At 57.1% G+C, this 23958-nt stretch carries 23 protein-coding genes; 2 read left to right on the top strand and 21 right to left on the bottom strand.

Features of this window, described 5'->3' with window-relative positions; all coding sequences use genetic code 11:
• Positions 1-16 precede the first annotated feature (16 nt).
• The 4 genes from AC1DHT_RS06305 to AC1DHT_RS06290 all read right to left on the bottom strand — a co-directional run bounded on the left by AC1DHT_RS06305 (position 17) and on the right by AC1DHT_RS06290 (position 4795).
• On the bottom strand, positions 17-640 hold the full coding sequence (locus AC1DHT_RS06305) for a glutathione S-transferase family protein (protein WP_054594832.1): 624 nt from the start codon (positions 638-640) through the stop codon (positions 17-19).
• Positions 641-769: 129 nt separating this feature from the next.
• Positions 770-1672 carry a LysR family transcriptional regulator gene (locus tag AC1DHT_RS06300; RefSeq protein WP_054594833.1) on the bottom strand — a complete coding sequence of 301 codons (903 nt, stop codon included), beginning with the start codon at positions 1670-1672 and terminating at the stop codon, positions 770-772.
• A gap of 43 nt (positions 1673-1715) precedes the next feature.
• Entirely contained in the window at positions 1716-3038 is a 1323-nt protein-coding gene (locus tag AC1DHT_RS06295) for an ABC transporter ATP-binding protein (RefSeq protein WP_442114751.1), read from the bottom strand.
• Positions 3039-3052: 14 nt separating this feature from the next.
• Positions 3053-4795 (bottom strand): ABC transporter permease, encoded by a 1743-nt coding sequence (locus tag AC1DHT_RS06290; RefSeq protein ID WP_427541406.1) that lies wholly within the window; start codon positions 4793-4795, stop codon positions 3053-3055.
• Between the two features lie 667 nt (positions 4796-5462).
• On the opposite strand from AC1DHT_RS06290, the gene AC1DHT_RS06285 reads away from it, so the two are divergent.
• Complete coding sequence (locus AC1DHT_RS06285; protein ID WP_427541409.1) at positions 5463-5648, top strand: ribbon-helix-helix protein, CopG family; 186 nt, start codon at positions 5463-5465, stop codon at positions 5646-5648.
• Positions 5649-5712: 64 nt separating this feature from the next.
• On the opposite strand, the gene AC1DHT_RS06280 is transcribed toward AC1DHT_RS06285, so the two are convergent.
• Positions 5713-7371 (bottom strand): SulP family inorganic anion transporter, encoded by a 1659-nt coding sequence (locus tag AC1DHT_RS06280; protein ID WP_427541412.1) that lies wholly within the window; start codon positions 7369-7371, stop codon positions 5713-5715.
• A 162-nt stretch (positions 7372-7533) separates the two neighbouring features.
• Between AC1DHT_RS06280 and AC1DHT_RS06275 the strand changes: the two genes are divergently transcribed.
• Entirely contained in the window at positions 7534-7764 is a 231-nt protein-coding gene (locus AC1DHT_RS06275; protein ID WP_427541415.1) for a hypothetical protein, read from the top strand.
• Between the two features lie 141 nt (positions 7765-7905).
• On the opposite strand, the gene glmS is transcribed toward AC1DHT_RS06275, so the two are convergent.
• The 16 genes from glmS to mnmG form a co-directional block, all read right to left on the bottom strand.
• Complete coding sequence (glmS, locus tag AC1DHT_RS06270) at positions 7906-9738, bottom strand: glutamine--fructose-6-phosphate transaminase (isomerizing) (protein WP_427534453.1); 1833 nt, start codon at positions 9736-9738, stop codon at positions 7906-7908.
• A gap of 1 nt (position 9739) precedes the next feature.
• On the bottom strand, positions 9740-10516 hold the full coding sequence (locus tag AC1DHT_RS06265) for a DeoR/GlpR family DNA-binding transcription regulator (RefSeq protein ID WP_427534451.1): 777 nt from the start codon (positions 10514-10516) through the stop codon (positions 9740-9742).
• Between the two features lie 245 nt (positions 10517-10761).
• Entirely contained in the window at positions 10762-12129 is a 1368-nt protein-coding gene (glmU, locus tag AC1DHT_RS06260; RefSeq protein WP_427541418.1) for a bifunctional UDP-N-acetylglucosamine diphosphorylase/glucosamine-1-phosphate N-acetyltransferase GlmU, read from the bottom strand.
• A 117-nt stretch (positions 12130-12246) separates the two neighbouring features.
• Positions 12247-12672 carry a F0F1 ATP synthase subunit epsilon gene (locus AC1DHT_RS06255; RefSeq protein WP_216742487.1) on the bottom strand — a complete coding sequence of 142 codons (426 nt, stop codon included), beginning with the start codon at positions 12670-12672 and terminating at the stop codon, positions 12247-12249.
• A 44-nt stretch (positions 12673-12716) separates the two neighbouring features.
• Entirely contained in the window at positions 12717-14096 is a 1380-nt protein-coding gene (atpD, locus tag AC1DHT_RS06250; protein WP_427541421.1) for a F0F1 ATP synthase subunit beta, read from the bottom strand.
• A 27-nt stretch (positions 14097-14123) separates the two neighbouring features.
• The gene (atpG, locus tag AC1DHT_RS06245; RefSeq protein WP_054594852.1) at positions 14124-14984 is read right to left on the bottom strand and encodes a F0F1 ATP synthase subunit gamma; all 861 of its coding nucleotides are present in this window, start codon (positions 14982-14984) and stop codon (positions 14124-14126) included.
• A 50-nt stretch (positions 14985-15034) separates the two neighbouring features.
• A complete protein-coding gene (gene atpA, locus AC1DHT_RS06240; RefSeq protein ID WP_054594853.1) occupies positions 15035-16579 on the bottom strand; it encodes a F0F1 ATP synthase subunit alpha in 1545 nt (514 codons plus the stop codon).
• Positions 16580-16600: 21 nt separating this feature from the next.
• Entirely contained in the window at positions 16601-17137 is a 537-nt protein-coding gene (locus tag AC1DHT_RS06235) for a F0F1 ATP synthase subunit delta (RefSeq protein WP_054594854.1), read from the bottom strand.
• Between the two features lie 12 nt (positions 17138-17149).
• Positions 17150-17620, bottom strand: coding sequence for a F0F1 ATP synthase subunit B (locus AC1DHT_RS06230; protein WP_054594855.1), 471 nt, complete (start codon positions 17618-17620; stop codon positions 17150-17152).
• Positions 17621-17678: 58 nt separating this feature from the next.
• Positions 17679-17936, bottom strand: coding sequence for a F0F1 ATP synthase subunit C (atpE, locus tag AC1DHT_RS06225; RefSeq protein ID WP_019694395.1), 258 nt, complete (start codon positions 17934-17936; stop codon positions 17679-17681).
• A 133-nt stretch (positions 17937-18069) separates the two neighbouring features.
• Positions 18070-18939 carry a F0F1 ATP synthase subunit A gene (gene atpB, locus AC1DHT_RS06220; RefSeq protein ID WP_054594856.1) on the bottom strand — a complete coding sequence of 290 codons (870 nt, stop codon included), beginning with the start codon at positions 18937-18939 and terminating at the stop codon, positions 18070-18072.
• A 16-nt stretch (positions 18940-18955) separates the two neighbouring features.
• Positions 18956-19363, bottom strand: coding sequence for a F0F1 ATP synthase subunit I (locus tag AC1DHT_RS06215; protein WP_123427104.1), 408 nt, complete (start codon positions 19361-19363; stop codon positions 18956-18958).
• Positions 19364-19511: 148 nt separating this feature from the next.
• Positions 19512-20384 carry a ParB/RepB/Spo0J family partition protein gene (locus AC1DHT_RS06210; RefSeq protein ID WP_054594858.1) on the bottom strand — a complete coding sequence of 291 codons (873 nt, stop codon included), beginning with the start codon at positions 20382-20384 and terminating at the stop codon, positions 19512-19514.
• A gap of 9 nt (positions 20385-20393) precedes the next feature.
• On the bottom strand, positions 20394-21191 hold the full coding sequence (locus tag AC1DHT_RS06205; RefSeq protein ID WP_019694399.1) for a ParA family protein: 798 nt from the start codon (positions 21189-21191) through the stop codon (positions 20394-20396).
• Between the two features lie 18 nt (positions 21192-21209).
• Positions 21210-21854: a 16S rRNA (guanine(527)-N(7))-methyltransferase RsmG gene (gene rsmG / locus AC1DHT_RS06200; protein ID WP_123584336.1), complete on the bottom strand. Its 645-nt coding sequence runs from the start codon at positions 21852-21854 to the stop codon at positions 21210-21212.
• Entirely contained in the window at positions 21851-23749 is a 1899-nt protein-coding gene (gene mnmG / locus AC1DHT_RS06195; protein ID WP_427534566.1) for a tRNA uridine-5-carboxymethylaminomethyl(34) synthesis enzyme MnmG, read from the bottom strand. The genes rsmG and mnmG overlap by 4 nt, the downstream gene beginning before the upstream one ends.
• Positions 23750-23958: the final 209 nt, after the last annotated feature.

The following is a 23958-nucleotide window of genomic DNA, read 5'->3' as shown; positions in this document are numbered from 1 at the left end:
CCAGGCCGCAAGCGCTTCAGGCAGTTTGTAAACCGGCCACAGTGCGTGGCATGCCGACAAAACCGGGCAAGGCCTCGATCCGCGCCAGCCAGGCCCGCACGTTGGCATAATCAGCCAGCGACACGTTGCCTTCCGGCGCATGCGCGATGTAGCTGTAGGCAGCAACATCGGCGATGGTCGGCTCATCACCCGCAAGATAGGTCGATTTGCTCAGTTCCTGATCAATCACCTTGAGCAGGTTGTGGGAACGGGTAATCACTTCATCGGCATTGTTAGGTGCACCGAACACCGTGATCAGTCGTGCAATGGCCGGGCCGAAGGCAATCGGTCCGGCCGCTATCGACAACCAGCGCTGAACTCTGGCTGCACCGACCGGGTCGGCGGGCAACCAACGGCCCTTGCCATACTTCTGCGCCAGGTACACCAGAATCGCGTTGGAATCGGCCAGCACCACACCCTGGTCATCGATCACCGGAACCTGACCAAAGGCATTGAGTGCAAGAAAATCCGGCTGTTTGTGTGCGCCTTTCGCCAGATCGACGAAGATCAGTTCGGTTGGCAGCTCAAGCAACGACAGCATCAGCTCCACACGGTGGGCGTGGCCGGAACGTGGGAAGTTGTAGAGTTTGATGGCGTGCATAGTCGACTCCGCGGCTGGATCACGCGGTTCAGGAGGGAACCGCGCTAAGTGGCGTTATCTTCCACCTGCCATCAAATCAACAGAATAACCAGAAAACACAATCGATCATTTCACCCAGCGCAATAACGCTCAGGCGCGCAATGCCGGATGTTCACGTAATGCCTTCACCGCATAGTCCACGAAACTGCGTACCCGCACCGGCGCCTTGCGCCCGCCCTGATACACCACATGGATGGGCAACGGCGGCAGTTCGAAGTCTTGCAGGACGATTTCCAACTCACCGCTGGCCACCTTGCTGGCCACCTGATAGGAAAGAACCCGGGTCAATCCAAGCCCCAGAGCCGCGGCCGTGATTGCCGCCTGATTCGCCGTGACGACCAGACGCGGTTCAGGGCGAATGCTCAACACCTCTCCGGCCTCGCTAAAGGGCCAGTTTCGCTGTTGCCCAATGGACGAGGTGGCAACAATCCGCGCCCGGCCCAGATCATTGGGATGCATTGGCCGGCCATGACGCTTCAGATAATCGGGAGACCCGCAGATAACCCGCCGCACCTCGCCGACCAGAATGGCGTGCTGATTGCTGTCAGGCAGTTCACCGATGCGCACGGCGACGTCGATGCCCTCCTCGACCATGCTCACCACCCGGTCGACCAGCAACGCGTTGATACTGATGTCGGGAAACTGCTCAAGGTAGCCAACCATCACCGGCGTGACGAACAACTCACCGAATAGCACCGGCGCGGTGATCGTCAGTTGACCACGTGGCTGCGCGTGACTGCCGGCGGCTGACGCCTCGGCTTCCTGAATGTCCGCCAGAATGCGTCGACAGTCGTCCAGATAACGCTGACCGGCCTCGCTCAAATGCAGACTGCGCGTGGTCCGTGTGAGCAATTGAGTGCCGATACGCACCTCCAGCGCCGCCACCGCCCGCGTCACGCTGGCCGCCGACAACCCCAGGCGCCGTGCCGCCGCAGAGAAACCCTGCTCTTGCGCCACGGCGACGAATACCTGCATTTCCTGGAGTCTGTCCATGAGCTACCTGTTGCATCGTCGTGTCCGGCCCTGAATGAGCCGGTTACAGACTGCCTTCGACATCTTCCAGACTGAAAGTCTCGGTGTTGTCGTCATAGGAGAATATTTCGGCGTACCGGCCCCAAGTGATCACGTTCTCCAGCGTTTCTTCTATCGCGGTGTCACTGAGCGAGTCTCCCAACTCCTGCTCGAAACGCACACGCGGCGCCCAATGACCGCGTCGTTCCTGCAACACTTGGCGAATACGGGCGGCCAACGGCACATACCTGAGCAGATGATCGGCAAAAATGGTTTTGCGTTCCTGGGTACCGTACTCATCGAACAGCTTGCCGGCGTCGGTCAGCTTGATGTCGGCGCCCTTGAGTTCGGCAAACCCCAGATGCTCGAGCATCTCCGCCACCGGAAACAGGTCGTCGACCTCCAGCAACAGGCGCTCGGCAACATTGGAGAGGCTGTCCTGCCCATAATACGGCTCGGCCGCCAGTGCGGAAATCAGACCCGCCATCAGGTTGGTCGACACCTCAGGCAATGGGCTGCCCAATTGCAATTCGGCCTTGCCCCTGCGGGCGTCGGCACTGCGTCGATTGGTCATCAAGGCATAGATGTCATCGACCATTTTGCGAAAGGCCGGGTCCAGACGGTTGCGCGGATGGGCGAACGGCACACGGATTTGCGCTACGACCCGGCCGGGGTTCGACGACAACACCAACACGCGGTCGCACATCAACACCGCCTCTTCGATGTTGTGGGTCACGATGAGGATGGACTTGATCGGCAACTGGCCGCCGCTCCACAGATCCAGCAAGTCGGTTCTCAAGGTTTCTGCCGTCAGCACATCCAGCGCCGAGAAAGGTTCGTCCATCAGCAGCAAGGTCGGATTGACCACCAGTGCCCGGGCAAAGCCTACGCGCTGGCGCATGCCACCCGACAATTCCCGTGGGTACGCGTTTTCGAAACCGTCGAGGCCGATCAGGTCGATCGCTGCCAGTGCACGCTTGCGCGCAGCTTTGGGTTCGACCTGCAACGCTTGAAGACCGGCTTCGACGTTTTCCAGAACCGTCAGCCAGGGAAACAGGGCAAAGGTCTGAAAGACCATGGCCACGCCTTCGGCAGGTCCGGTCAACACCGAGCCGTTATAGCGAACCTCGCCTGAGGAGGGCAGGATCAGACCGGCAATGATCCGTAGCAGCGTCGACTTGCCGGAGCCGGAACGCCCCAGCATGCCGACGATTTCACCTTCGCGCAGGGTCAGATCGACATCGCTGAGTACCTGTAACTCGTCCTTGCCCTTACCGAAGCCTCGACAGACGTTCTTGAGTGCATAAATCTCGGAGTGCGCGCCTGTTTTTTCAGTCTGGCTATTCATCAAATCGACACCTGTTAATTCAGACGGAGTTTGTTTTCAGCGATCGCGTACAACGGCCGCCACAGCACGCGGTTGAACGCCACGACAAAGAACGACATCACCACCACGCCCAAGGTGATTTTCGGAAAGTCGCCAGCCGCAGTGGTCTGGGCGATATAGGCCCCCAAACCGTGAGCGACCACCTTGTCCTGTCCCCAGGAAACGAATTCGGACACGATACTGGCGTTCCATGCCCCGCCCGAGGCGGTAATCGCGCCGGTCACGTAATACGGGAAAATGCCCGGCAACATGACCTTGCGCCACCACTGCCAGCCGCGAATGCGGAAATTGGTCGCAGCCTCGCGGAAGTCGTTGGGAAAGGCGCTGGCGCCAGCGATTACGTTGAACAGGATGTACCACTGGGTGCCCAACACAATCAGCGGGCTTAACCAGATGTCCGGGTTCAACTGATAGCGCAGAATCACGATGACAAACACCGGAAACAACAGGTTCGCCGGGAACGCCGCGAGGAACTGGGCCAGCGGCTGGATTTTCTCCGCCAGATGCGGACGCAAGCCAATCATCACGCCCAGCGGGACCCAGATCAGCGAGGCCACCAGAATCAACAAGGCCACCCGCAACAGGGTGATGGTGCCCAAACCGATCACATGCCAGAGTTCGCCCAGCGTCACCTCGCTGCCGACGTAAATCACGATGTGATACAGCGCGTACAGGGTCATTAGCGCAATCGCCGCGCCCCACACCCAATCGATAACTCGTGAAACCGTCGGACTGGCCTGAACGGCCACTGCTTTGGAGCGTGGCAGGCTCAGGCGCATGTTGGTGATGCGCACGATGGCCCGGAGAAAAGGCCTCAACAGGCGCTGAACGATCCGGGTACGCTGAATCAGATTCAGTACCCAGGACTCAGGGCTACCGGCTTGGGAAGCGGTGTCTTCCATCCGGAATTTGTCCGCCCAGGCCACCAGCGGCCGGAACAGGAATTGGTCGTAAACCAGGATGACCACAATCATCGCCAGAATGACGTAACCCACGGCGTGCATGTCGCGTTGTTCGATGGCGGTCGCCAGATAGGAACCGACGCCCGGCAAGGTGATGGTCTTGTCACCCACGGTGATCGCTTCCGAGGCCACCACGAAAAACCAGCCACCGGACATGCTCATCATCATGTTCCAGACCAGGCCTGGAATAGCGAACGGCACATCAAGCTTCCAGAATTTTTGCCAGCTCGAAAGCTGCAGGTTGCTGGACACCTCCTCCAGATCCCGAGGCACCGTACGCAGCGACTGGTAGAAGCTGAACGTCATGTTCCAGGCCTGGCTGGTAAAAATGGCAAAGATCGCCGCGCACTCCGCGCCCAGCACACGCCCTGGAAACAGCAGCAGGAAAAATGTCACGGTGAAAGAGATATAGCCCAGCACCGGCACCGATTGCAGAATATCCAGCACCGGCACCAGCAGCTTCTCGGCCCGCCGGCTCTTGGCAGCCAACGTCCCGTAAACCAGGGTAAAAATCAGCGCCGCCACCATGGCCGCGAGCATGCGCAATGTGGTGCGGATCGCGTATTCGGGCAAGTCGGCAGGGTCCAGAGAAATGACCTGCGTCTGCAACGTCGAGATCGGGGCCCAGGTCTCGCGTGCGCCAATCGAGAAAAACAGCAGGAAGCCAATCACCAACGGCATGGCGATCAGGTCCCAACGGTTGGGAAGCAACCGTTGTGCCGTGGCCGGTATGTAATGACGCAATACCTTATTCATGTTCAGTGATTCCAGTAGCGTTCTGGTGGTGATCGTTGACCACCGATCAACAGGTTCTAGAGTGACCGCGCACAGAACGGCTCAACAAGCAGTTGAAGCACAGCTAAGTAAACTCTAGCGGGGTAATAAAACGACGGAGGGAGGCCACACAAACGAACGCTATGGGGCGAGGCAGGAAACTGTTCAACGGCTCAGAACGTTGGGGATCTGAACACATCGTTTACCCTCTGTACCTCACTCGGCATCTCAATGGGCGGCCCGCCGAGAATGGGCAGGATCCATGGCTGGAGTCTCCTGAACGGGAGTGAAAAGGACATTTGGACGGGAAAAACACGACGTCATCCAGCCCGCAGATTCTGCCTGCGGCACACCCAATTGAAATCGATGCCGACGCGCTGTATTTCCGGGGCGGATTGTACGTTTCAAATTGTTACAGAAACATAAACTTGACGTATTTTTTACGCATTTGTGAATGCTCACCATCCCTTTGGCGGGATCAGTGCCAAACCGACAGAGTCAGATACGAATATCCCCAGGGTCAGGAGCGTATCTCCACTGATTGAGCCCAGTTGATCCAGCGAGCCGTCACAAACCTGAACGATGACAAACAAAGCCTCGGCCATTAGAATTTGATTATCATCGAACGCCTTAGGGTACTGGCAACTCCATGGAAAATAAGACTGCACGACTGACTGTGCTCATTGATCCCATCAAGAAAAAAGCCCTTGAGGAGCTCTGTGCATCTCAGGACCTGACGCCTTCACAGGTCGTCCGCCAGCTTATTCGAGACTACCTGGAGACACATGGCGTGTCCTACTCGACCAAAAGCAAAATAGCGGTCAATGATAAGTAGTTCACTCGCCATGGAGCCTGCACATCGGGAGCCCGCTCATCGTTCTGCCGACTAAAGCTCCAGCTCAGCCAAGGCGTGGCGCCTTGTCGATCTCGAAACTGCCCAATGCACCACTGAAGTCGGCATGATAATGCTCTGAACCAAGCGCTTGGAGTATTCCCGCTCTATCCAGCTTGCCCAGGACTTTATCGTTGGCTTCGCACAGTTTTACGACAATGCCGCGCTTGCGTAATTGCTCAATGACTTCGAGCAACGTTTGCAAGCCCGTTATGTCCATGAACGGCACTCGCTTTAGACGAATAATCAATGTCCCCGGATCGGTGTGCGTTTGGGCCAGAACGCGCTCAAAGGTTTCTGCTGCGCCAAAGAAAAGCGGCCCTTCAATGGTGTACACCAAAACGCCAGGCGGCAGACGAACGTGCCCATTGATCCGTAACTCAACCTCAAGCTCCTTTTCGACCATTTGCTGCACTTCGACAGAAGATGCCATCCGACGCATGAATTGCAGCATCGCGAGAATGACACCAATGTTCACTGCAATCGCCAAATCGCTGAAAACGGTCAGGCTGAAGGTGATTAGAAGTATTGCCACGTCGGCTTTCGGGGCGCGCTTGACCATGCGCTGGAAATGCTTCAACTCGCTCATGTTGTAGGCGACCACAAACAGGATCGCTGCCAACGCACACAGTGGAATATCCGAAGCCAACGGCGCCAGGAATAAAATCAGCATTATCAATGTGAGCGCATGTACAAAACCCGCGATGGGACTGTTGCCTCCATTACGGATGTTGGTCGCGGTTCGAGCAATTGCACCTGTCGCGGCAAAGCCACCGAACAAAGGGGTGACCAGGTTAGCGATGCCTTGGCCGATTAACTCCTGATTGGAGTCATGCTTGGTACCGGCCATACCGTCGGCGACAACCGCAGACAGTAATGACTCGATAGCGCCCAACATCGCGATGGCGAACGCCGGGCCAATCAACTCAATCACTTGAGGCAGTGTTATTGCGGGAAGGCCGACCGCAGGCAATCCTCGAGGAATCCCCCCGAAAGCACTCCCGATCGTTGCAACCCCGGCGAACTGAAAATATGACTGCAGCGCCGTCACGACGACCATAGCGATCAAGGGGCCGGGAACACGTCTTACGCCAGGTATTTTGGGGGCGCTGATCACCAGCACCAGACTTGAGAGTGCTAACAGTGTCGTGGGTACATGAAAGCTGGGGAGAGCCTGAACCAGGTGCCAGAGTCGCTCATGGAAATGCTCACCGCTGATTTTCGGCAAACCAAAGAAATCTTTCCACTGCCCGACCCAAATGATCACACCAATGCCGGCGGTGAATCCGACAATCACCGGGTCGGGGATGAACTTGATGATGGCCCCAAGCTTGGTGATACCGAGCAACAGCAAAATCGCCCCGGCCATTATCGTCGCGATCTGCAAGCCATCAACGCCGTATTTGGCGGTCACTCCAGACAAAATGACGACGAATGCCCCTGTCGGGCCTGCGATCTGAAGACGGCTCCCTCCAAAGAGAGAAACCAGAAGCCCACTGATGATGGCTGTGTAAATTCCCTGCTCGGGCTTTACGCCTGAGGCGATGGCAAACGCCATGGCCAAGGGCAGTGCCACAACGCCGACGATGACCCCGGAGACGATATTTCGAAGCCAGTGCTCAGGCCTCAACAGGCCCGCTTTCCAGGCTTCTCGTATCGCAATCATGACTAGCCCTCTGTGGTGGCATGTGCATAATATTTACATGAAGTGATAATAGCAAAGCCACTGAAATACCCTTTGCACAGCATCCGCGACGCTGAAAAAACCAGTGTTGAATGATCCAGAATCATGTTTGTGGACAACATGAGTCCACGCTCGGAGATCCACATGAAACGCGAAGACGTCAAAACCAAACACGGTGAAGGCATGCACTTCGACACGCATGTGATAGCCAACCCGGCCAACACGCGCGAGTGGATCATCCTGTTTAAAAAAGAGGTGGGAAGCAGCTATTTTCTGATCAATGACAAAGAAGAAATCGAGTCATTTCGACACTTGGATGACCTGATCCATGAGCTTCGGGAGATTGGCATCAAGTCCGCGGAGATTCATTTCTGACTGTCCCTCCCCCCTTAGAGAGGGATCATGATCAGAAAAATAGCGCCGACCAGAAACAGAAAAGCCCCTTAAAAAAGGGGCTTAGCCGTTGTGTCAAAATCTGTTTTCAGGAACCACCAAGGTCCTGATCGCCGCTATGACTTACTCCACCGTCACCGATTTCGCCAGGTTACGCGGCTGGTCAACGTCTGTGCCTTTCAGCACAGCAACGTAGTACGAGAGCAACTGCAACGGAATGGTGTAGAGGATCGGCGACAGGATGTCGTGGATGTGCGGCATGTTGACCACATGCGTGCCTTCGCCATTGCTCATGCCGGCTTTTTCGTCAGCAAACACAATCAGCTGGCCGCCACGGGCACGAACTTCCTGCAGGTTGGATTTCAACTTCTCCAACAGTTCGTTGTTCGGTGCCACTGTCACTACAGGCATGTCGTCGTCGACCAACGCCAACGGGCCATGCTTGAGCTCGCCGGCCGGGTAGGCTTCAGCGTGGATGTAGGAGATTTCCTTGAGCTTCAGCGAGCCTTCCATCGCCACCGGGTACTGTGCGCCACGACCGAGGAACAGTGTGTGGTGCTTGTCGGCGAACAGCTCGGCGACTTTTTCGACGGTGCTGTCCATCGCCAGCGCTTCGCCCAGACGAGCCGGCAAGCGACGCAGCTCTTCCACCAACTCGGCCTCCAAGTCTTTGGACAAGGTGCCACGCACCTGACCCAGAGAAAGGGTCAACAGCAGCAGCCCCACCAACTGAGTGGTGAATGCTTTAGTCGATGCCACACCGATTTCGCGACCGGCCTGGGTCAGCAGCGTCAGGTCGGATTCACGCACCAACGAGCTGATGCCGACGTTGCAGATGGCCAGGCTGGCGAGGAAACCCAGCTCTTTGGCATTACGCAGTGCGGCCAGGGTGTCAGCGGTTTCGCCAGACTGAGAGATAGTCACGAACAGCGAATCGGGTTGCACGACCACTTTGCGATAGCGGAATTCGCTGGCGACTTCGACCTGGCACGGGATGCCGGCCAGTTCTTCCAGCCAGTAACGCGCGACCATACCGGCGTGATAGCTGGTACCGCAGGCGACGATCTGCACATTGCGGACCTTGGCGAACAGCTCGGCAGCTTGTGGACCGAACGCTTGGACCAACACCTGATTCGGGCCAAGGCGGCCTTCCAGGGTGCGTTGCACGACCGACGGTTGCTCGTGGATTTCCTTCAGCATGTAGTGACGGAACTCGCCCTTCTCGGCGGATTCGGTGTTATCGCGGTACTGCACCGCTTCGCGCTCGACAACGTTGCCGTCGATATCCCAGATCTGCACGCTGTCACGGCGGATCTCCGCGATGTCGCCTTCTTCCAGATAGGTGAAACGGTCAGTGACCTGACGCAGTGCCAGTTGGTCGGATGCGAGGAAGTTCTCGCCCAGACCCAGGCCGATCACCAGCGGGCTACCACTGCGAGCGGCGACCAGACGATCCGGTTGTTGCGCGCTGATAACGGCCAGACCGTAAGCACCGTGCAATTCCTTGACGGTAGCCTTGAGGGCGACGGTCAGGTCAGGGAGCTCCTTGAGCTTGTGGTTCAGCAGGTGGGCAATGACTTCGGTATCGGTGTCCGAGGTGAACACGTAACCCTGTGCCTTGAGCTGCTCACGCAGGGCTTCGTGGTTTTCGATGATGCCGTTGTGCACCACCGCCAGATCACCGGAGAAATGCGGGTGAGCATTACGCTCGCACGGCGCGCCGTGAGTGGCCCAACGGGTGTGGGCGATACCGAGACGGCCAACCAGCGGTTCTTGTGCCAGGGCCTGTTCAAGTTCGCTGACCTTGCCCGGGCGACGCATGCGCTCGAGTTTTTCACCGTTGGTGTAAACCGCTACACCGGCGCTGTCGTAGCCGCGGTATTCGAGGCGCTTCAGACCTTCGAGCAAAATGGCGGTGATATTACGTTCCGCGACTGCACCGACAATTCCACACATGCTATTTCTCCTGGCTGACTGCCGCGCATATCAAGTTAATGCCGCGGGCCTGAATCTGGTCGCGAGCCTCTTGCGGCAAGCGATCATCGCTAATAAGGGTATGGATGCTGCTCCATGGCAACTCCAGGTTTGGAATCTTGCGGCCGATCTTGTCGGATTCGACCATCACGATCACTTCACGGGCCACATCGGCCATCACTCGGCTCAGACCGAGCAATTCGTTAAAGGTCGTGGTACCACGTACCAAATCAATGCCGTCGGCACCAATGAACAACTGATCAAAATCGTAAGAGCGCAGGACCTGCTCGGCGACCTGCCCCTGGAATGACTCGGAATGCGGGTCCCAGGTTCCCCCGGTCATCAACAGCACCGGCTCATGTTCAAGTTCGCTCAACGCATTGGCGACGTGCAAGGAATTGGTCATGACGACCAGACCCGGCTGTTGCCCAAGTTGCGGAATCATCGCGGCGGTCGTGCTGCCGCTGTCGATGATAATCCTCGCGTGTTCACGAATCCGCGCCACCGCTGCTTGGGCAATGGCTTGCTTGTACTGGGAAACGGGTTGGCTCGGGTCACTGACCAACTCTTGCGGCATGGTGATTGCGCCGCCGTAACGGCGTAACAACAAGCCATTGCTTTCAAGCGCGGCCAAATCCTTGCGAATTGTAACTTCCGAGGTTTCAAAACGCTTGGCCAATTCATCCACACTGACTTCGCCCTGCTCAGTCAGCAAGGCAAGGATATTGTGGCGACGTTGTGGTGTATTGCGCTTTGACATGAGCTGACAAGTTTCGATTCGAAAGATAATCGGAAGCAATCAAAACCTATCAGCGAAACTTCGTCAAGCCAGCACGCGAAAATAAGATCAGTGGTTAATCTATTCGCGAGCAAGCGAACGTCGCCCGGCCCTTCCCACAGATTGATGTGCAATATCTGTGGGAAGGGCCGGGCGAGTTTGCTTGTTCGTGAAGGCAATGGATCAGGCTGTGAATAACTTCGGCCGATCATTGATCTGTGGATAACTCAGCTCTTCTGGACTTTCACCGGACGCTTCCAACCATCGATATTTTTCTGCCGAGCCCGACCAACGGCCAACTGAGACTTATCCACAGTCGAGGTAATCGTCGAACCCGCCGCAGTAGTCGCACCGTCCAGGATATCCACAGGCGCTACCAACGAGTTGTTGGAGCCAATGAATACGTCTTCACCCAGGACCGTCTTCCACTTGTTGACGCCATCATAGTTGCAGGTGATGGTGCCGGCGCCAATGTTGGTGCGCGCGCCGACTTCGGCATCGCCCAGGTAGGTCAGGTGGCCGGCCTTGGCGCCTTCACCCAGATGGGCATTCTTCAATTCGACGAAGTTACCCACATGGGCGCGGGCTTCCAGCACAGTTCCCGGACGCAAGCGTGCGAACGGACCGGCATCGCTGCCCTCGCCCAATACCGCGCCTTCGATGTGGCTGTTGGCCTTGATGATTACGCCCTTGCGCAGGGTGCTGTCCTTGATCACGCAGTTCGGGCCGATGACCACGTCGTCTTCGATGACCACGCGACCTTCGAGAATCACGTTGATGTCGATCAGCACATCACGGCCGACTGTCACTTCACCGCGCACATCAAACCGTGCCGGATCGCGCAATGTCACGCCTTGGGCCATCAGTCGACGGCCTTCGCGCAACTGATAGTGACGCTCAAGCTCGGCGAGCTGTTTGCGGTCATTGGCGCCCTGCACTTCCATCGCGTCGTGAGGTTGCTCAGTGTCCACGATCAGGCCGTCGCTGACTGCCATGGCGATCACGTCGGTCAGGTAGTACTCGCCCTGCGCATTGTTGTTGGAGAGCCGGCTCATCCAGTCCCCCAGATGACTGGCCGGCACCGCGAGAATACCGGTGTTGCCTTCAGTGATCGTACGCTCGGCTTCGCTGGCATCTTTATGCTCGACGATAGCGGTCACCCGCCCGTCAGCGTTGCGCACGATACGGCCATAACCCGTCGGGTCATCGAGCTCGACGGTCAACAGCCCCATCTGCATTGGCGCCACGAGCTTGAGCAGGCGTTGCAGGGTCGGGACTTCGATCAGCGGCACGTCACCGTAAAGGATCAATACGGTATCGGCGGTAATGAACGGCACAGCCTGGGCCACTGCGTGTCCTGTGCCGAGCTGTTTGTCCTGCAACACGAAGTTCAAGTCATCTGCTGCCAGACGCTCGCGTACCGCGTCGGCGCCATGGCCAATCACCACGTGAATGCGCTGTGGATCAAGTTGGCGGGCGCTGTGGATAACATGGCCAAGCATGGAGTTCCCCGCCACCGGGTGTAGCACCTTCGGCAGAGCTGAACGCATGCGAGTGCCTTGACCGGCAGCGAGAATAACGATTTCTAGAGACATGACTGGCTACCAATCCTGGATGGTCAGCGGCTGCGACCAAGAGGTAAATTGCAAAAAAAGAAAAAGGGTAGCCGAGGCTACCCTTTTTAATCAATCACACAACAAGCGGGAGGCTTATCAGCCGCCGAACTTCTTGCGGATCTGCTGGACGGTGCGCAGCTGAGCTGTCGCCTCGGCCAGACGAGCGGCAGCGGAACCGTAGTCGAACTCGGCGCCTCTTTCATGCAAGGCCTTCTCAGCAGCCTGAACGGCTAGCTGAGCGGAGGCTTCGTCCAGGTCGGCAGCACGTTGCACGGTGTCGGCAAGAACCTTGACCATGTTCGGCTGAACCTCGAGGTAACCACCGGAGATGTAAAACACCTCGGTTTCCCCACCCTGTTTTATCAGGCGGATCGGACCTGGCTTGAGTTCAGTGATCAGCGGTGCGTGACCCAGAGCGATACCAAGATCACCCAGGCTGCCGTGCGCAATCACCATCTCGACCAGACCGGAAAAGATTTCTCCTTCCGCGCTGACGATATCGCAATGGACTGTCATAGCCATCTGCTTGCCTCAACCTGATTAGCGCCCGTTGCCGGGCGCCGGGATTACAGTTTCTTGGCTTTCTCGATCGCTTCTTCGATGCCGCCGACCATGTAGAACGCTTGTTCTGGCAGGTGGTCGTAGTCACCGTTGAGGATGCCTTTGAAGCCAGCAATGGTGTCTTTCAGGGAAACGTATTTACCCGATGCACCGGTGAAGACTTCAGCCACGAAGAACGGCTGCGACAAGAAGCGCTGGATCTTACGAGCGCGGGATACCAACTGCTTGTCGGTTTCCGACAGCTCGTCCATACCCAGGATCGCAATGATGTCCTTCAGTTCTTTGTAACGCTGCAGAACATACTGAACGCCGCGAGCGGTGTCGTAGTGGTCCTGACCGATCACGTTCGGGTCCAGCTGACGCGAAGTCGAATCCAGTGGATCTACCGCTGGGTAGATACCCAGGGAAGCGATGTCACGGGACAGAACGACAGTGGCGTCCAAGTGGGCGAAGGTGGTCGCTGGCGACGGGTCAGTCAAGTCATCCGCAGGTACGTATACCGCTTGGATCGAGGTGATCGAACCGTTTTTGGTGGAAGTGATGCGCTCTTGCAGAGTGCCCATCTCTTCAGCCAGGGTCGGCTGGTAACCTACTGCAGAAGGCATACGGCCCAGCAGTGCGGATACTTCAGTACCGGCCAGGGTGTAACGATAGATGTTGTCGACGAACAGCAGAACGTCGTTACCTTCGTCACGGAACTTCTCGGCCATGGTCAGGCCGGTCAGAGCTACGCGCAGACGGTTTCCCGGCGGCTCGTTCATCTGACCGTAAACCAGTGCCACTTTGTCCAGAACGTTGGAATCCTTCATCTCGTGGTAGAAGTCGTTACCCTCACGAGTACGCTCACCCACACCGGCGAACACGGAATAACCACTGTGCTCGATGGCGATGTTACGGATCAGTTCCATCATGTTTACGGTTTTGCCTACACCGGCACCACCGAACAGACCGACTTTACCGCCCTTGGCGAACGGGCAAACCAGGTCGATAACCTTGATGCCGGTTTCCAGCAGGTCGTTGCCGCCAGCTTGCTCAGCGAAGGATGGCGCAGGACGATGAATGCCCCAGCGTTCTTCGGTGTCAATCGGGCCAGCTTCGTCGATCGGGTTGCCCAGTACGTCCATGATCCGGCCCAGAGTCGCTTTACCGACCGGTACGGAGATGGCTGCGCCAGAGTCAGTGACTTCCAGACCGCGCTTCAAGCCCTCGGTGGAACCCATCGCAATGGTACGAACCACACCGTCGCCCAGCTGCTGCTGAACTTCCAGGGTGGTTTCGGCCGCGCTCACTACTTTCAGCGCGTTGTAGATGCTCGGTACGCTGTCGCGTGGAAATTCCACGTCGATAACGGCGCCGATGATTTGAACGATACGTCCGCTACTCATAGCTGGATCCTCTGAATATTTGAACCGTTAAACCGCGGCAGCGCCGCCGACGATTTCCGAGATCTCTTGGGTGATCGCAGCCTGACGCGCCTTGTTGTAGATCAGCTGCAAATCGCTGATCAAGTCACCGGCGTTGTCGGTAGCGTTCTTCATTGCGATCATCCGCGCCGCTTGTTCAGCTGCGTTGTTCTCGACCACCGCCTGGTAGACCTGCGACTCCACGTAGCGGACCATCAAGCCGTCAAGCAGCTCCTTGGCATCCGGTTCGTAGAGATAGTCCCAGTGGTGCTTGAGTTCTTGATCCGGGGTCGCCACCAGTGGAATCAACTGCTCCACGGTAGGCTGTTGCGTCATGGTGTTGATGAACTTGTTGGACACCACGCACAGGCGGTCAATACGGCCGTCCAGGTAGGCATCCAGCATCACCTTGACGCTGCCGATCAGATCATTGATCGACGGCTCTTCACCCAGGTGGCTGATAGCTGCAACGACGTTACCGCCGAAGTTACGGAAGAAAGCCGCACCTTTGCTACCAATCACGCACAGATCGATCTCGACGCCTTGTTCGCGGTTTACCGCCATGTCCTTGACCAAAGCCTTGAACAGGTTGGTGTTCAAGCCACCACACAGACCACGGTCACTGCTCACGACGACATAACCAACGCGCTTGATAGCACGCTCGATCATGAACGGGTGGCGATATTCCGGGTTAGCGTTGGCCAGATGACCAATAACCTGGCGGATGCGCTCCGCGTAAGGACGGCTAGCCGACATGCGCATTTGTGCCTTGCGCATTTTGCTGACCGCCACTTTTTCCATGGCGCTGGTAATTTTTTGCGTGCTTTTGATGCTCGCAATCTTACTGCGAATCTCTTTTGCGCCTGCCATGTAACACCTATCAGGTTAGCAAGCGGGAGCCTCTCGGCCCCCGCTGCGGCTTACCAGGTTTGGGTGGCCTTGAACTTCTCGATACCGGCTTTCAGGCCAGCGTCGATTTCGTCATTGAAGTCACCCTTCACGTTGATCTTCGCCATCAATTCGGCGTGATCGCGGTTGAAGTAAGCAATCATGGCCTGCTCGAAGCTACCGATTTTTGGAATCTCGATGTCTACCAGGAAGCCACGTTCAGCGGCATACAGGGACAACGACATGTCGGCAATGGACATCGGCGCATATTGCTTCTGCTTCATCAGCTCGGTAACGCGCTGACCGTGCTCAAGCTGCTTGCGAGTGGCTTCGTCCAGGTCAGAAGCGAACTGGGCGAATGCAGCCAGTTCACGGTACTGAGCCAGAGCGGTACGGATACCACCGGAAAGCTTCTTGATGATCTTGGTCTGAGCGGCACCACCCACACGGGATACCGAAACACCGGCGTTCACTGCAGGACGGATCCCGGAGTTGAACATGGCCGATTCCAGGAAGATCTGACCGTCGGTGATCGAAATCACGTTGGTCGGAACGAACGCGGAAACGTCGCCAGCCTGGGTTTCAATGATTGGCAGAGCGGTCAGGGAACCGGTCTTGCCAGTCACGGCACCGTTGGTGAACTTCTCTACGTATTCTTCCGAAACGCGGGATGCGCGCTCCAGCAGACGGGAGTGGAGATAGAACACGTCGCCTGGGTAGGCTTCACGGCCTGGTGGACGGCGCAGCAGCAGGGAAATCTGGCGGTAAGCCACTGCTTGCTTCGACAGATCGTCATAAACGATCAGCGCGTCTTCACCGCGGTCGCGGAAATATTCGCCCATGGTGCAACCGGAGTACGGTGCCAGGAATTGCAGTGCAGCCGATTCCGAGGCACTGGCAGCTACGACGATGGTGTTAGCCAAGGCGCCGTTTTCTTCCAGCTTGCGAACCACGTTGGCGATGGTCGATTGTTTCTGACCGATAGCTACGTAGACGCAGAAGATGCCGCTGTCTTTCTGGTTGATGATCGCGTCGATCGCCAGAGCGGTTTTACCGATCTGACGGTCACCGATGATCAGCTCACGCTGGCCACGGCCGACAGGGATCATGGCGTCAACAGCCTTGTAGCCAGTCTGTACAGGCTGGTCTACCGACTTACGCCAGATCACGCCTGGAGCAACTTTCTCGACCGCGTCGGTCTCGGTGTTGTTCAGCGGACCTTTGCCGTCAACTGGGTTACCCAGTGCATCGACTACGCGACCCAGCAGTTCCTTACCAACCGGAACTTCGAGGATGCGGCCAGTGCACTTGGCGCTCATGCCTTCGGCCAGAGTCTGGTAAGAGCCCAATACAACGGCGCCTACAGAGTCTTGCTCCAGGTTGAGGGCCATACCGTAGACGCCGCCCGGAAACTCGATCATCTCGCCGTACATTACGTCGGCCAGACCGTGAATCCGCACGATGCCGTCAGATACGCTGACGACAGTGCCTTCGTTACGGGCTTGGGAGGTCACATCGAGCTTTTCGATGCGGCCCTTGATAATTTCACTTATTTCGGAAGGATTGAGTTGCTGCATTGCTCTGCTGCCCCTTCAAACTCAAGATTTCAATGCTTCGGCAAGGTTCGCGAGTTTGCCGCGAACCGAGCCATCGATAACCAGGTCGCCGGCGCGGATGACAATGCCCCCTATCAGGGATTTGTCTTCCTCGACTTGCAGGCGCACTTCCCGGTTGAGTCGTGCACTGAGAACCTTGGCGAGTTTGTCTTGCTGTTCTTGGTTCAACGCGAAAGCACTGGTCACTTCAACGTCTACCGACTTCTCTTGTTCTGCCTTGTACAGGTCGAACAGAGCGGATATCTCCGGCAAAAGCGGGAGACGGTCGTTTTCGGCAACGACGTTGATGAAGTTCTGTGCCTTGGCATCAAACTTGTCGCCGCACACGTCAATAAACGTGGCGGCCTTGTCTGCGCTCGTCAGTCGCGGGGCCTTGAGCACGCGCTGCATGGTGTCGTCTTGCGACACTGCTGCAGCCAGGCCGAGCATGGCTGACCAAGAGGCCAGTTGCTGGTGGGCCTGGGCATGCTCGAAGGCTGCCTTAGCGTAAGGTCGGGCCAACGTGGTCAGTTCTGCCATGATCGCCCTCGCTTAAATTTCAGCAGCCAGTTTGTTTACCAGCTCCGCGTGCGCGTTTTGATCGATTGTGGCACCCAGGATCTTCTCGGCGCCGCCAACGGCCAGTGCACCCAGTTGGGCACGCAGCGCGTCTTTGACACTGTTCAGTTCCTGTTCGATCTCGGCCTGAGCCTGCAATTTCACACGTTCAGCGTCGACACGGGCTTTATCAACAGCCTCTTCGACGATCTGATTACCGCGCTTCTTGGCTTGCTCAATGATTTCGGCTGCCTGAGCTTTAGCTTCGCGCAGTTGTTGACCCGCTTTATCTTGGGCCAATTCCAGGTCGCGAGCTGCTCGGGCGGCAGCGTCCAGTCCATCCGCGATCTTCTTCTGACGTTCGTGCAAAGCCGCGATGACCGGAGGCCACACGAACTTCATGCAAAACAGTACAAAAATGAAGAACGCAACGGACTGGCCAATCAGGGTTGCATTAATGTTCACGCCAACACCTCGCTCGTTCGTTGTCCATCAGACTTGCTCAACTCGAAAATCCGAGTGATTAGTGAGCGAGTTGACCAACGAAAGGGTTCGCGAAGGTGAAGAACAGAGCGATACCAACGCCGATCATGGTTACGGCGTCGAGCAGACCGGCAACGATGAACATTTTGACTTGCAGCATTGGAACCATTTCTGGCTGGCGCGCTGCGCCTTCCAGGAACTTGCCGCCCAACAGGCCGAAACCAATTGCGGTACCCAGTGCGCCCAGGCCGATCAACAGTGCAACAGCGATAGCGGTTAGACCAACTACAGTTTCCATCTTTCCTCCCGACTTTTACGTCGTATGGTTTAGGTTTTTTAGATTAAAGCGGTAAAACAAATCGTTTCATCGAGCCCGGTACGGGCCCCCTCTCGCCAAGGCGAGAGGGACATCAGACTAGCCGAAGCCGGTCTTAATGGTTCTCTTCGTGCGCCATCGACAGGTAGACGATGGTCAGCATCATGAAGATAAACGCCTGCAGGGTGATGATCAGGATGTGGAACACAGCCCACGCCCACTGCAGCACAATGCCCAGACCGCTAAGCCAGAGCAGGCCGCTGCCGAACATCACGGCGATCAGGATAAACACCAGCTCGCCAGCGTACATGTTGCCGAACAGACGCAGTGCCAGCGAAATCGGCTTGGCAATCAGCGTCACGAATTCCAGCAGGAAGTTCACCGGAATCAGCAGGGCCTGAACAAAAATGTTCTTGCTGCCGAACGGGTGCAGGGTCAGTTCGCCGATAAAGCCGCCGATGCCCTTGATTTTGATGCTGTAGAAAATGATCAGCGCGAATACCGAGAAGGCCATGGCCAGCGTAGCGTTCGGGTCGGTGGTCGATACGGCGCGGAACGGAATCTCGTGGTTGCCGGAAATGGCCGCAGCCAGTTGCGGGATCCAGTCGACCGGTACCAGGTCGATGGCGTTCATCATGAACACCCAGACGAAGATGGTCAGTGCCAGAGGTGCGACCACCGGGCTACGGCCATGGAAGCTGTCTTTCACGCTGCTGTCGACGAATTCGACCAATACTTCAACGAAGTTCTGCAAGGCACCTGGTACGCCGGAAGTCGCCTTCTTCGCCGCCATGCGGAAAAGAAGAACGAAGATCAGCCCCAACGCGACCGACCAGCCGAGGGTATCGACGTGGAAAGCCCAGAAGCCCATCGCCTTGGCTTCTGCTGCGGTGTGGGCAAAGCCCCAGCCGCCGGTAGGTAGCTGACCGAAGGTCAGGTTTTGCAAGTGGTGCTGGATATAGCCCGAAGCGGATTCTGCTGCCATGGTTGCCTCAAACGCCCTAAGGTCTCGAAAGTCTTGTTCTCATCAGCAGGGGAGCGAACCAGCTGACCAGTTGGGTCAGCACGAAGACGCCGAATACAGCTAGCGGCGCCAGTGGCTTCACACCTGCGAACGTCAATGCAAAGAGCACTGCCGTCAAAATCAGTTTGCCCGCCTCACCGGCATAAAAAGACCGGACGATGGCTTGAGCTGCTCGGGCGCCGGAAAACCGAAATGCCCTGTGAGCGAAATAAACATTGGGAAGCAAGGCTATCAGGCCTCCGCAGAGTCCTGAGTATCCGGCTACGACTCCATGCCATCGCCAGAGCGCCAAAGCGGCAAGCAGCAAAACGACAAATTGTGCCAATAACACGGGAAAAACCGCCAAGCGATGGAACGGCAAGCGGTTTGGCGTGCGGGTTTCCATCACTTTTGCTCCTCAAAGGTCGGCTGCCAGAATTCAATAACTTGGCATAATTTGTGCCGACAAAATGCGCGCAGAGTATAGGGGCGGTTCAGCCCCTATTCAACTGTCAGGTAGTGATTTCGAACATCGCGCTACATGAGGAAATGTTTCAGCGGATATGTGCGAGAACGCCTTGAAGCTCATCGAGGGAGTTGTAGCCAATCACCAACTGCCCTTTGCCCTTCTTCCCGTGGCGGATCTGCACCGCAGAGCCTAGGCGCTCTGCCAGGCGCTGTTCGAGACGAGCGATATCCGGGTCAGGTTTCGAGGGTTCGGCAGGCGCCGGTTTACCACTCAACCACTGGCGAACCAGTGCCTCGGTCTGGCGCACGGTGAGGCCACGTGCGACAACATGTCGCGCCCCCTCGACCTGTTGATTTTCCGGCAAACCGAGCAAAGCACGGGCATGACCCATTTCCAGGTCGCCGTGGGACAGCATGGTCTTGATGACTTCAGGCAATGCAATCAGGCGCAACAAGTTGGCTACGGTCACGCGGGATTTGCCCACCGCCTCGGCGACTTGCTGCTGAGTCAGCTGGAATTCCTGCTGCAGACGCTGCAGGGCGACCGCTTCCTCGATCGGATTGAGGTCTTCGCGCTGGATGTTCTCGATCAACGCCATGGCGATTGCGGTTTCATCCGGTACATCGCGCACCATCGCCGGGATGGTTTCCTGGCCAGCCTGCTGGCTGGCGCGCCAGCGGCGCTCGCCGGCGATGATTTCAAAGCGGCCGGCACCGATCGGGCGAACCACGATCGGCTGCATCACGCCTTGAGCCTTGATCGACTGCGCCAGTTCTTCCAGCGCCTGGGGGTCCATGTCGCGACGCGGCTGGTACTTGCCACGCTGGATCAGGTCCAGCGGCAGGTGCTGTAGCTCACGCTGATCGGCCTGCACCGCTTGCTCTTCAAGCGAACTGACAGTCGGACCACTCAGCAGTGCATCCAGTCCACGTCCGAGACCTCGTTTCTTGACGGCCATGGGGATTCCTTAAGTTGCCTGAGCAGCGGCAATGCGTGAATTTTTGCGTTGACGACGAACCATCTCGCCCGCCAGGGCCAGATAGGCCAATGCGCCACGGGATTGTTTGTCATAGGCCAACGCCGGCATGCCATAACTTGGCGCTTCGGCCAGACGGATGTTGCGCGGTATCACGGTGTCGTACAGTTGCTCGCCGAAGTGTTCCTTGAGCTGTGCCGACACGTCGTTCATCAGGCTCAGGCGCGGGTCATACATGGTCCGCAGCAAGCCTTCGATTTTCAGGTTCGGGTTCAGCAGCTCAGCGATACGCTTGATGTTATCCACAAGGTCGCTCAACCCTTCGAGCGCGAAATACTCGCACTGCATGGGGATAATTACCCCGTCGGAGGCAACCAGAGCATTGAGCGTGAGCATCGACAGCGACGGTGGGCAGTCGATCAAAATGTAATCGTAGTTCTCACGGATTGGCGCCAAAGCACTGCGCAGACGGCTTTCCTTCATCTGCATTTCCAGCAGAACGACTTCAGCCGCGGTCAAATCGCGGTTGGCCGGCAACAACTGGTAACCACCGTGTTCGGAGAAGTGCATGGCCTGGGCCAGGTCGCACTCGCCGATCAACAGGTCGTAGACCGAATTTTCCAGACCGTGTTTATCCACACCGCTACCCATGGTGGCGTTGCCCTGTGGATCAAGATCGATCAACAACACCCGACGCTTGGTCGCGACCAGGGATGCTGCGAGGTTGATGCAGGTGGTGGTCTTGCCCACACCACCCTTTTGGTTCGCTATCGCGAATACCTTAGCCATTCTTGCTTGTGTTCCCAATCATGCCGTGCGGCGCAGTATCAGCAGATGGCGTTGGCCTTGGCAACCGGGTACGGCCAGGGCGTGTTCGCTATCGAGGTGGAAGTCTGCCGGCAATGCTACCAGCTCATCGGCCGGATGAACGCCCTTCATTGCCAGCCAACGCGTATCGCTATCGCCCAAGTGGCGAGTCCAGTTACTGAAGTTCTCCATGCTGCTGAATGCCCGGGAAATAATCCCGTTGAACGGCAGTTCAGGCGTGAAGGCTTCGACGCGACTGTGGATAACTTGCAGGTTATCCAGTTTGAGTTCGAGTTTGACCTGAGTCAGGAAGCGGGTTTTCTTGCCGTTGCTGTCCAGGCACGTCACTTGCGACTCGGGAAACAGGATCGCCAGTGGAATACCCGGCATGCCGCCGCCACTGCCAACATCCAGCCAGCGACCGTTTTCGATGAAGGACATCACGCTCAGGCTGTCGAGCAGGTGCCGCGAAACCATTTCGTCCGGATCACGCACGGCGGTCAGGTTGTAAGCCTTGTTCCATTTGATCAACAGGGCCAGATAACCCAGCAGCTGCGCGTGCTGGGTTTCTGTCAGGTTCACACCGAGCTGGCGAGCACCTGTGGATAACTCTTCGGCATGTTGCGAGGTGACCAACGAACTCAAGCGCTTTGCTCCAACTGACGGCCCGCGCCGCGTTTTTTCAAATGAATCATCAACAGCGAAATCGCTGCCGGGGTCACGCCCGGAATCCGCGAAGCCTGGCCCAGGGTCTCTGGACGGGTCGCGCCGAGCTTGCTCTGGATCTCTTTGGAGAGACCGGAAATGTTCGTGTAGTCGATATCCACAGGCAATTTGGTGTCTTCACTGGCCCGCAGGCGAGCAATTTCATCTTGCTGGCGGTCGATGTAACCGGCGTATTTGGTCTTGATTTCGACCTGCTCGGCGACCTGTGGATCTTCTGCACCGGCGCCGGTCACCGAGATCAGACCAGCGTAGTCGATTTCCGGACGGGTCAGCAGGTTCAGCAAGTTGTATTCGTGGGTCAGCGGCGTGCCGAACTTTTCGGCAATCGCATCGCCCTGTTCCGTACCGGGGCGAACCCAGGTGCTTTTCAGGCGCTGCTCTTCCAGTTCGATGCTTTCGCGTTTTTTGCAGAAAGCTGCCCAGCGCACGTCGTCCACCAGACCCAGTTCGCGACCTTTTTCGGTCAAGCGCAGGTCGGCGTTGTCTTCGCGCAGGATCAAACGGTATTCGGCACGGGACGTGAACATCCGATACGGTTCCTGGGTCCCCAGGGTAATCAGGTCGTCGACCAATACGCCGATGTACGCTTCATCGCGACGCGGGCACCAGCTGTCTTTGCCCTGGGCACGCAATGCTGCGTTGGCCCCGGCGAGCAAACCTTGGGCGCCGGCTTCTTCGTAACCGGTGGTGCCGTTGATTTGCCCGGCGAAGAACAGACCACCGATGACTTTGGTTTCGAGGCTGTACTTCAGGTCGCGCGGATCGAAGTAGTCGTACTCGATTGCGTAGCCCGGGCGAACGATATGGGCGTTTTCCATGCCGCGAATCGACTGCACGATCTGCAATTGCACGTCGAACGGCAAGGATGTGGATATCCCGTTCGGGTACAGCTCGTGGGTGGTCAAACCTTCCGGTTCGATGAAGACCTGATGGCTTTCCTTGTCGGCAAAACGGTGAATCTTGTCTTCGATCGACGGGCAGTAACGCGGGCCGATGCCTTCGATCTCACCGGCAGCGGAATACATAGGCGAACGGTCGAGGTTCGCGGCAATGATTTCGTGGGTACGCGCATTCGTATGGGTAATCCAGCAACTGACCTGCTGTGGATGCTGTTCCTTGTTGCCCATGAACGACATCACCGGGATCGGCGTATCGCCCGGTTGCTCGGTCATCACCGAGAAATCCACAGAGCGGCCGTCGATACGCGGCGGAGTACCGGTTTTCAAACGACCCACACGCAATGGCAGTTCACGCAGACGGTGAGCCAGTGCGATCGATGGTGGATCACCGGCGCGACCGCCGGAAAAATTCTGCAAACCGATGTGGATAAGTCCACCGAGGAACGTGCCGGTGGTCAACACCACGGAATCCGCGAAGAACCGCAGGCCCATTTGGGTGACAACACCACGCACTTGTTCCTGTTCGACGATCAGGTCGTCGGCCGCCTGTTGAAATATCCACAGGTTCGGCTGGTTCTCGAGAATCTCGCGCACAGCGGCCTTGTACAGAACGCGGTCGGCCTGGGCGCGAGTAGCGCGCACGGCTGGGCCTTTGCGGCTGTTCAAGACGCGAAATTGAATACCACCTTTATCGGTAGCCATGGCCATCGCACCGCCAAGGGCATCGATTTCCTTGACCAGATGGCTCTTGCCGATCCCGCCAATCGCGGGGTTGCAGCTCATTGCTCCGAGGGTTTCCACGTTATGCGTCAGCAACAGGGTTTTTGCCCCCATACGTGCTGATGCAAGTGCTGCCTCGGTACCGGCATGACCGCCGCCGATGACGATCACTTCAAAACGGGAAGGGAAATCCACCACGCACCTCGTGCCTGCTTCAGTTAGGTAATCAGGAATAGTTTGAGCTCAGGTTTTCGGACCTGATCGACAAGTATAGGGACTTCGCCCTTCCTAAAGAACCCTTTGCACAAAATTTAACCAGCTGTGGGTAAGTCACGAACAATAGAAATTAAAAAGAAAGAAATTTATTAAATCTTTGTTTTTATGTTTATTTCTATAGAGCATCC

This window comes from Pseudomonas sp. 05N432, assembly GCF_056396945.1.
This window is presented reverse-complemented; position numbering and strand designations above follow the sequence as displayed.

Bases quoted from the DNA above. Each gene is read 5' to 3' on its own strand.
- AC1DHT_RS06305 (WP_054594832.1), bottom strand. From the start codon at position 640: ATGCACGCCATCAAACTCTACAACTTCCCACGTTCCGGCCACGCCCAC.
- AC1DHT_RS06300 (WP_054594833.1), bottom strand. From the start codon at position 1,672: ATGGACAGACTCCAGGAAATGCAGGTATTCGTCGCCGTGGCGCAAGAG.
- AC1DHT_RS06295 (WP_442114751.1), bottom strand. From the start codon at position 3,038: ATGAATAGCCAGACTGAAAAAACAGGCGCGCACTCCGAGATTTATGCA.
- AC1DHT_RS06290 (WP_427541406.1), bottom strand. From the start codon at position 4,795: ATGAATAAGGTATTGCGTCATTACATACCGGCCACGGCACAACGGTTG.
- AC1DHT_RS06285 (WP_427541409.1), top strand. From the start codon at position 5,463: ATGGAAAATAAGACTGCACGACTGACTGTGCTCATTGATCCCATCAAG.
- AC1DHT_RS06280 (WP_427541412.1), bottom strand. From the start codon at position 7,371: ATGATTGCGATACGAGAAGCCTGGAAAGCGGGCCTGTTGAGGCCTGAG.
- AC1DHT_RS06275 (WP_427541415.1), top strand. From the start codon at position 7,534: ATGAAACGCGAAGACGTCAAAACCAAACACGGTGAAGGCATGCACTTC.
- glmS (WP_427534453.1), bottom strand. From the start codon at position 9,738: ATGTGTGGAATTGTCGGTGCAGTCGCGGAACGTAATATCACCGCCATT.
- AC1DHT_RS06265 (WP_427534451.1), bottom strand. From the start codon at position 10,516: ATGTCAAAGCGCAATACACCACAACGTCGCCACAATATCCTTGCCTTG.
- glmU (WP_427541418.1), bottom strand. From the start codon at position 12,129: ATGTCTCTAGAAATCGTTATTCTCGCTGCCGGTCAAGGCACTCGCATG.
- AC1DHT_RS06255 (WP_216742487.1), bottom strand. From the start codon at position 12,672: ATGGCTATGACAGTCCATTGCGATATCGTCAGCGCGGAAGGAGAAATC.
- atpD (WP_427541421.1), bottom strand. From the start codon at position 14,096: ATGAGTAGCGGACGTATCGTTCAAATCATCGGCGCCGTTATCGACGTG.
- atpG (WP_054594852.1), bottom strand. From the start codon at position 14,984: ATGGCAGGCGCAAAAGAGATTCGCAGTAAGATTGCGAGCATCAAAAGC.
- atpA (WP_054594853.1), bottom strand. From the start codon at position 16,579: ATGCAGCAACTCAATCCTTCCGAAATAAGTGAAATTATCAAGGGCCGC.
- AC1DHT_RS06235 (WP_054594854.1), bottom strand. From the start codon at position 17,137: ATGGCAGAACTGACCACGTTGGCCCGACCTTACGCTAAGGCAGCCTTC.
- atpE (WP_019694395.1), bottom strand. From the start codon at position 17,936: ATGGAAACTGTAGTTGGTCTAACCGCTATCGCTGTTGCACTGTTGATC.
- atpB (WP_054594856.1), bottom strand. From the start codon at position 18,939: ATGGCAGCAGAATCCGCTTCGGGCTATATCCAGCACCACTTGCAAAAC.
- AC1DHT_RS06215 (WP_123427104.1), bottom strand. From the start codon at position 19,363: ATGGAAACCCGCACGCCAAACCGCTTGCCGTTCCATCGCTTGGCGGTT.
- AC1DHT_RS06210 (WP_054594858.1), bottom strand. From the start codon at position 20,384: ATGGCCGTCAAGAAACGAGGTCTCGGACGTGGACTGGATGCACTGCTG.
- AC1DHT_RS06205 (WP_019694399.1), bottom strand. From the start codon at position 21,191: ATGGCTAAGGTATTCGCGATAGCGAACCAAAAGGGTGGTGTGGGCAAG.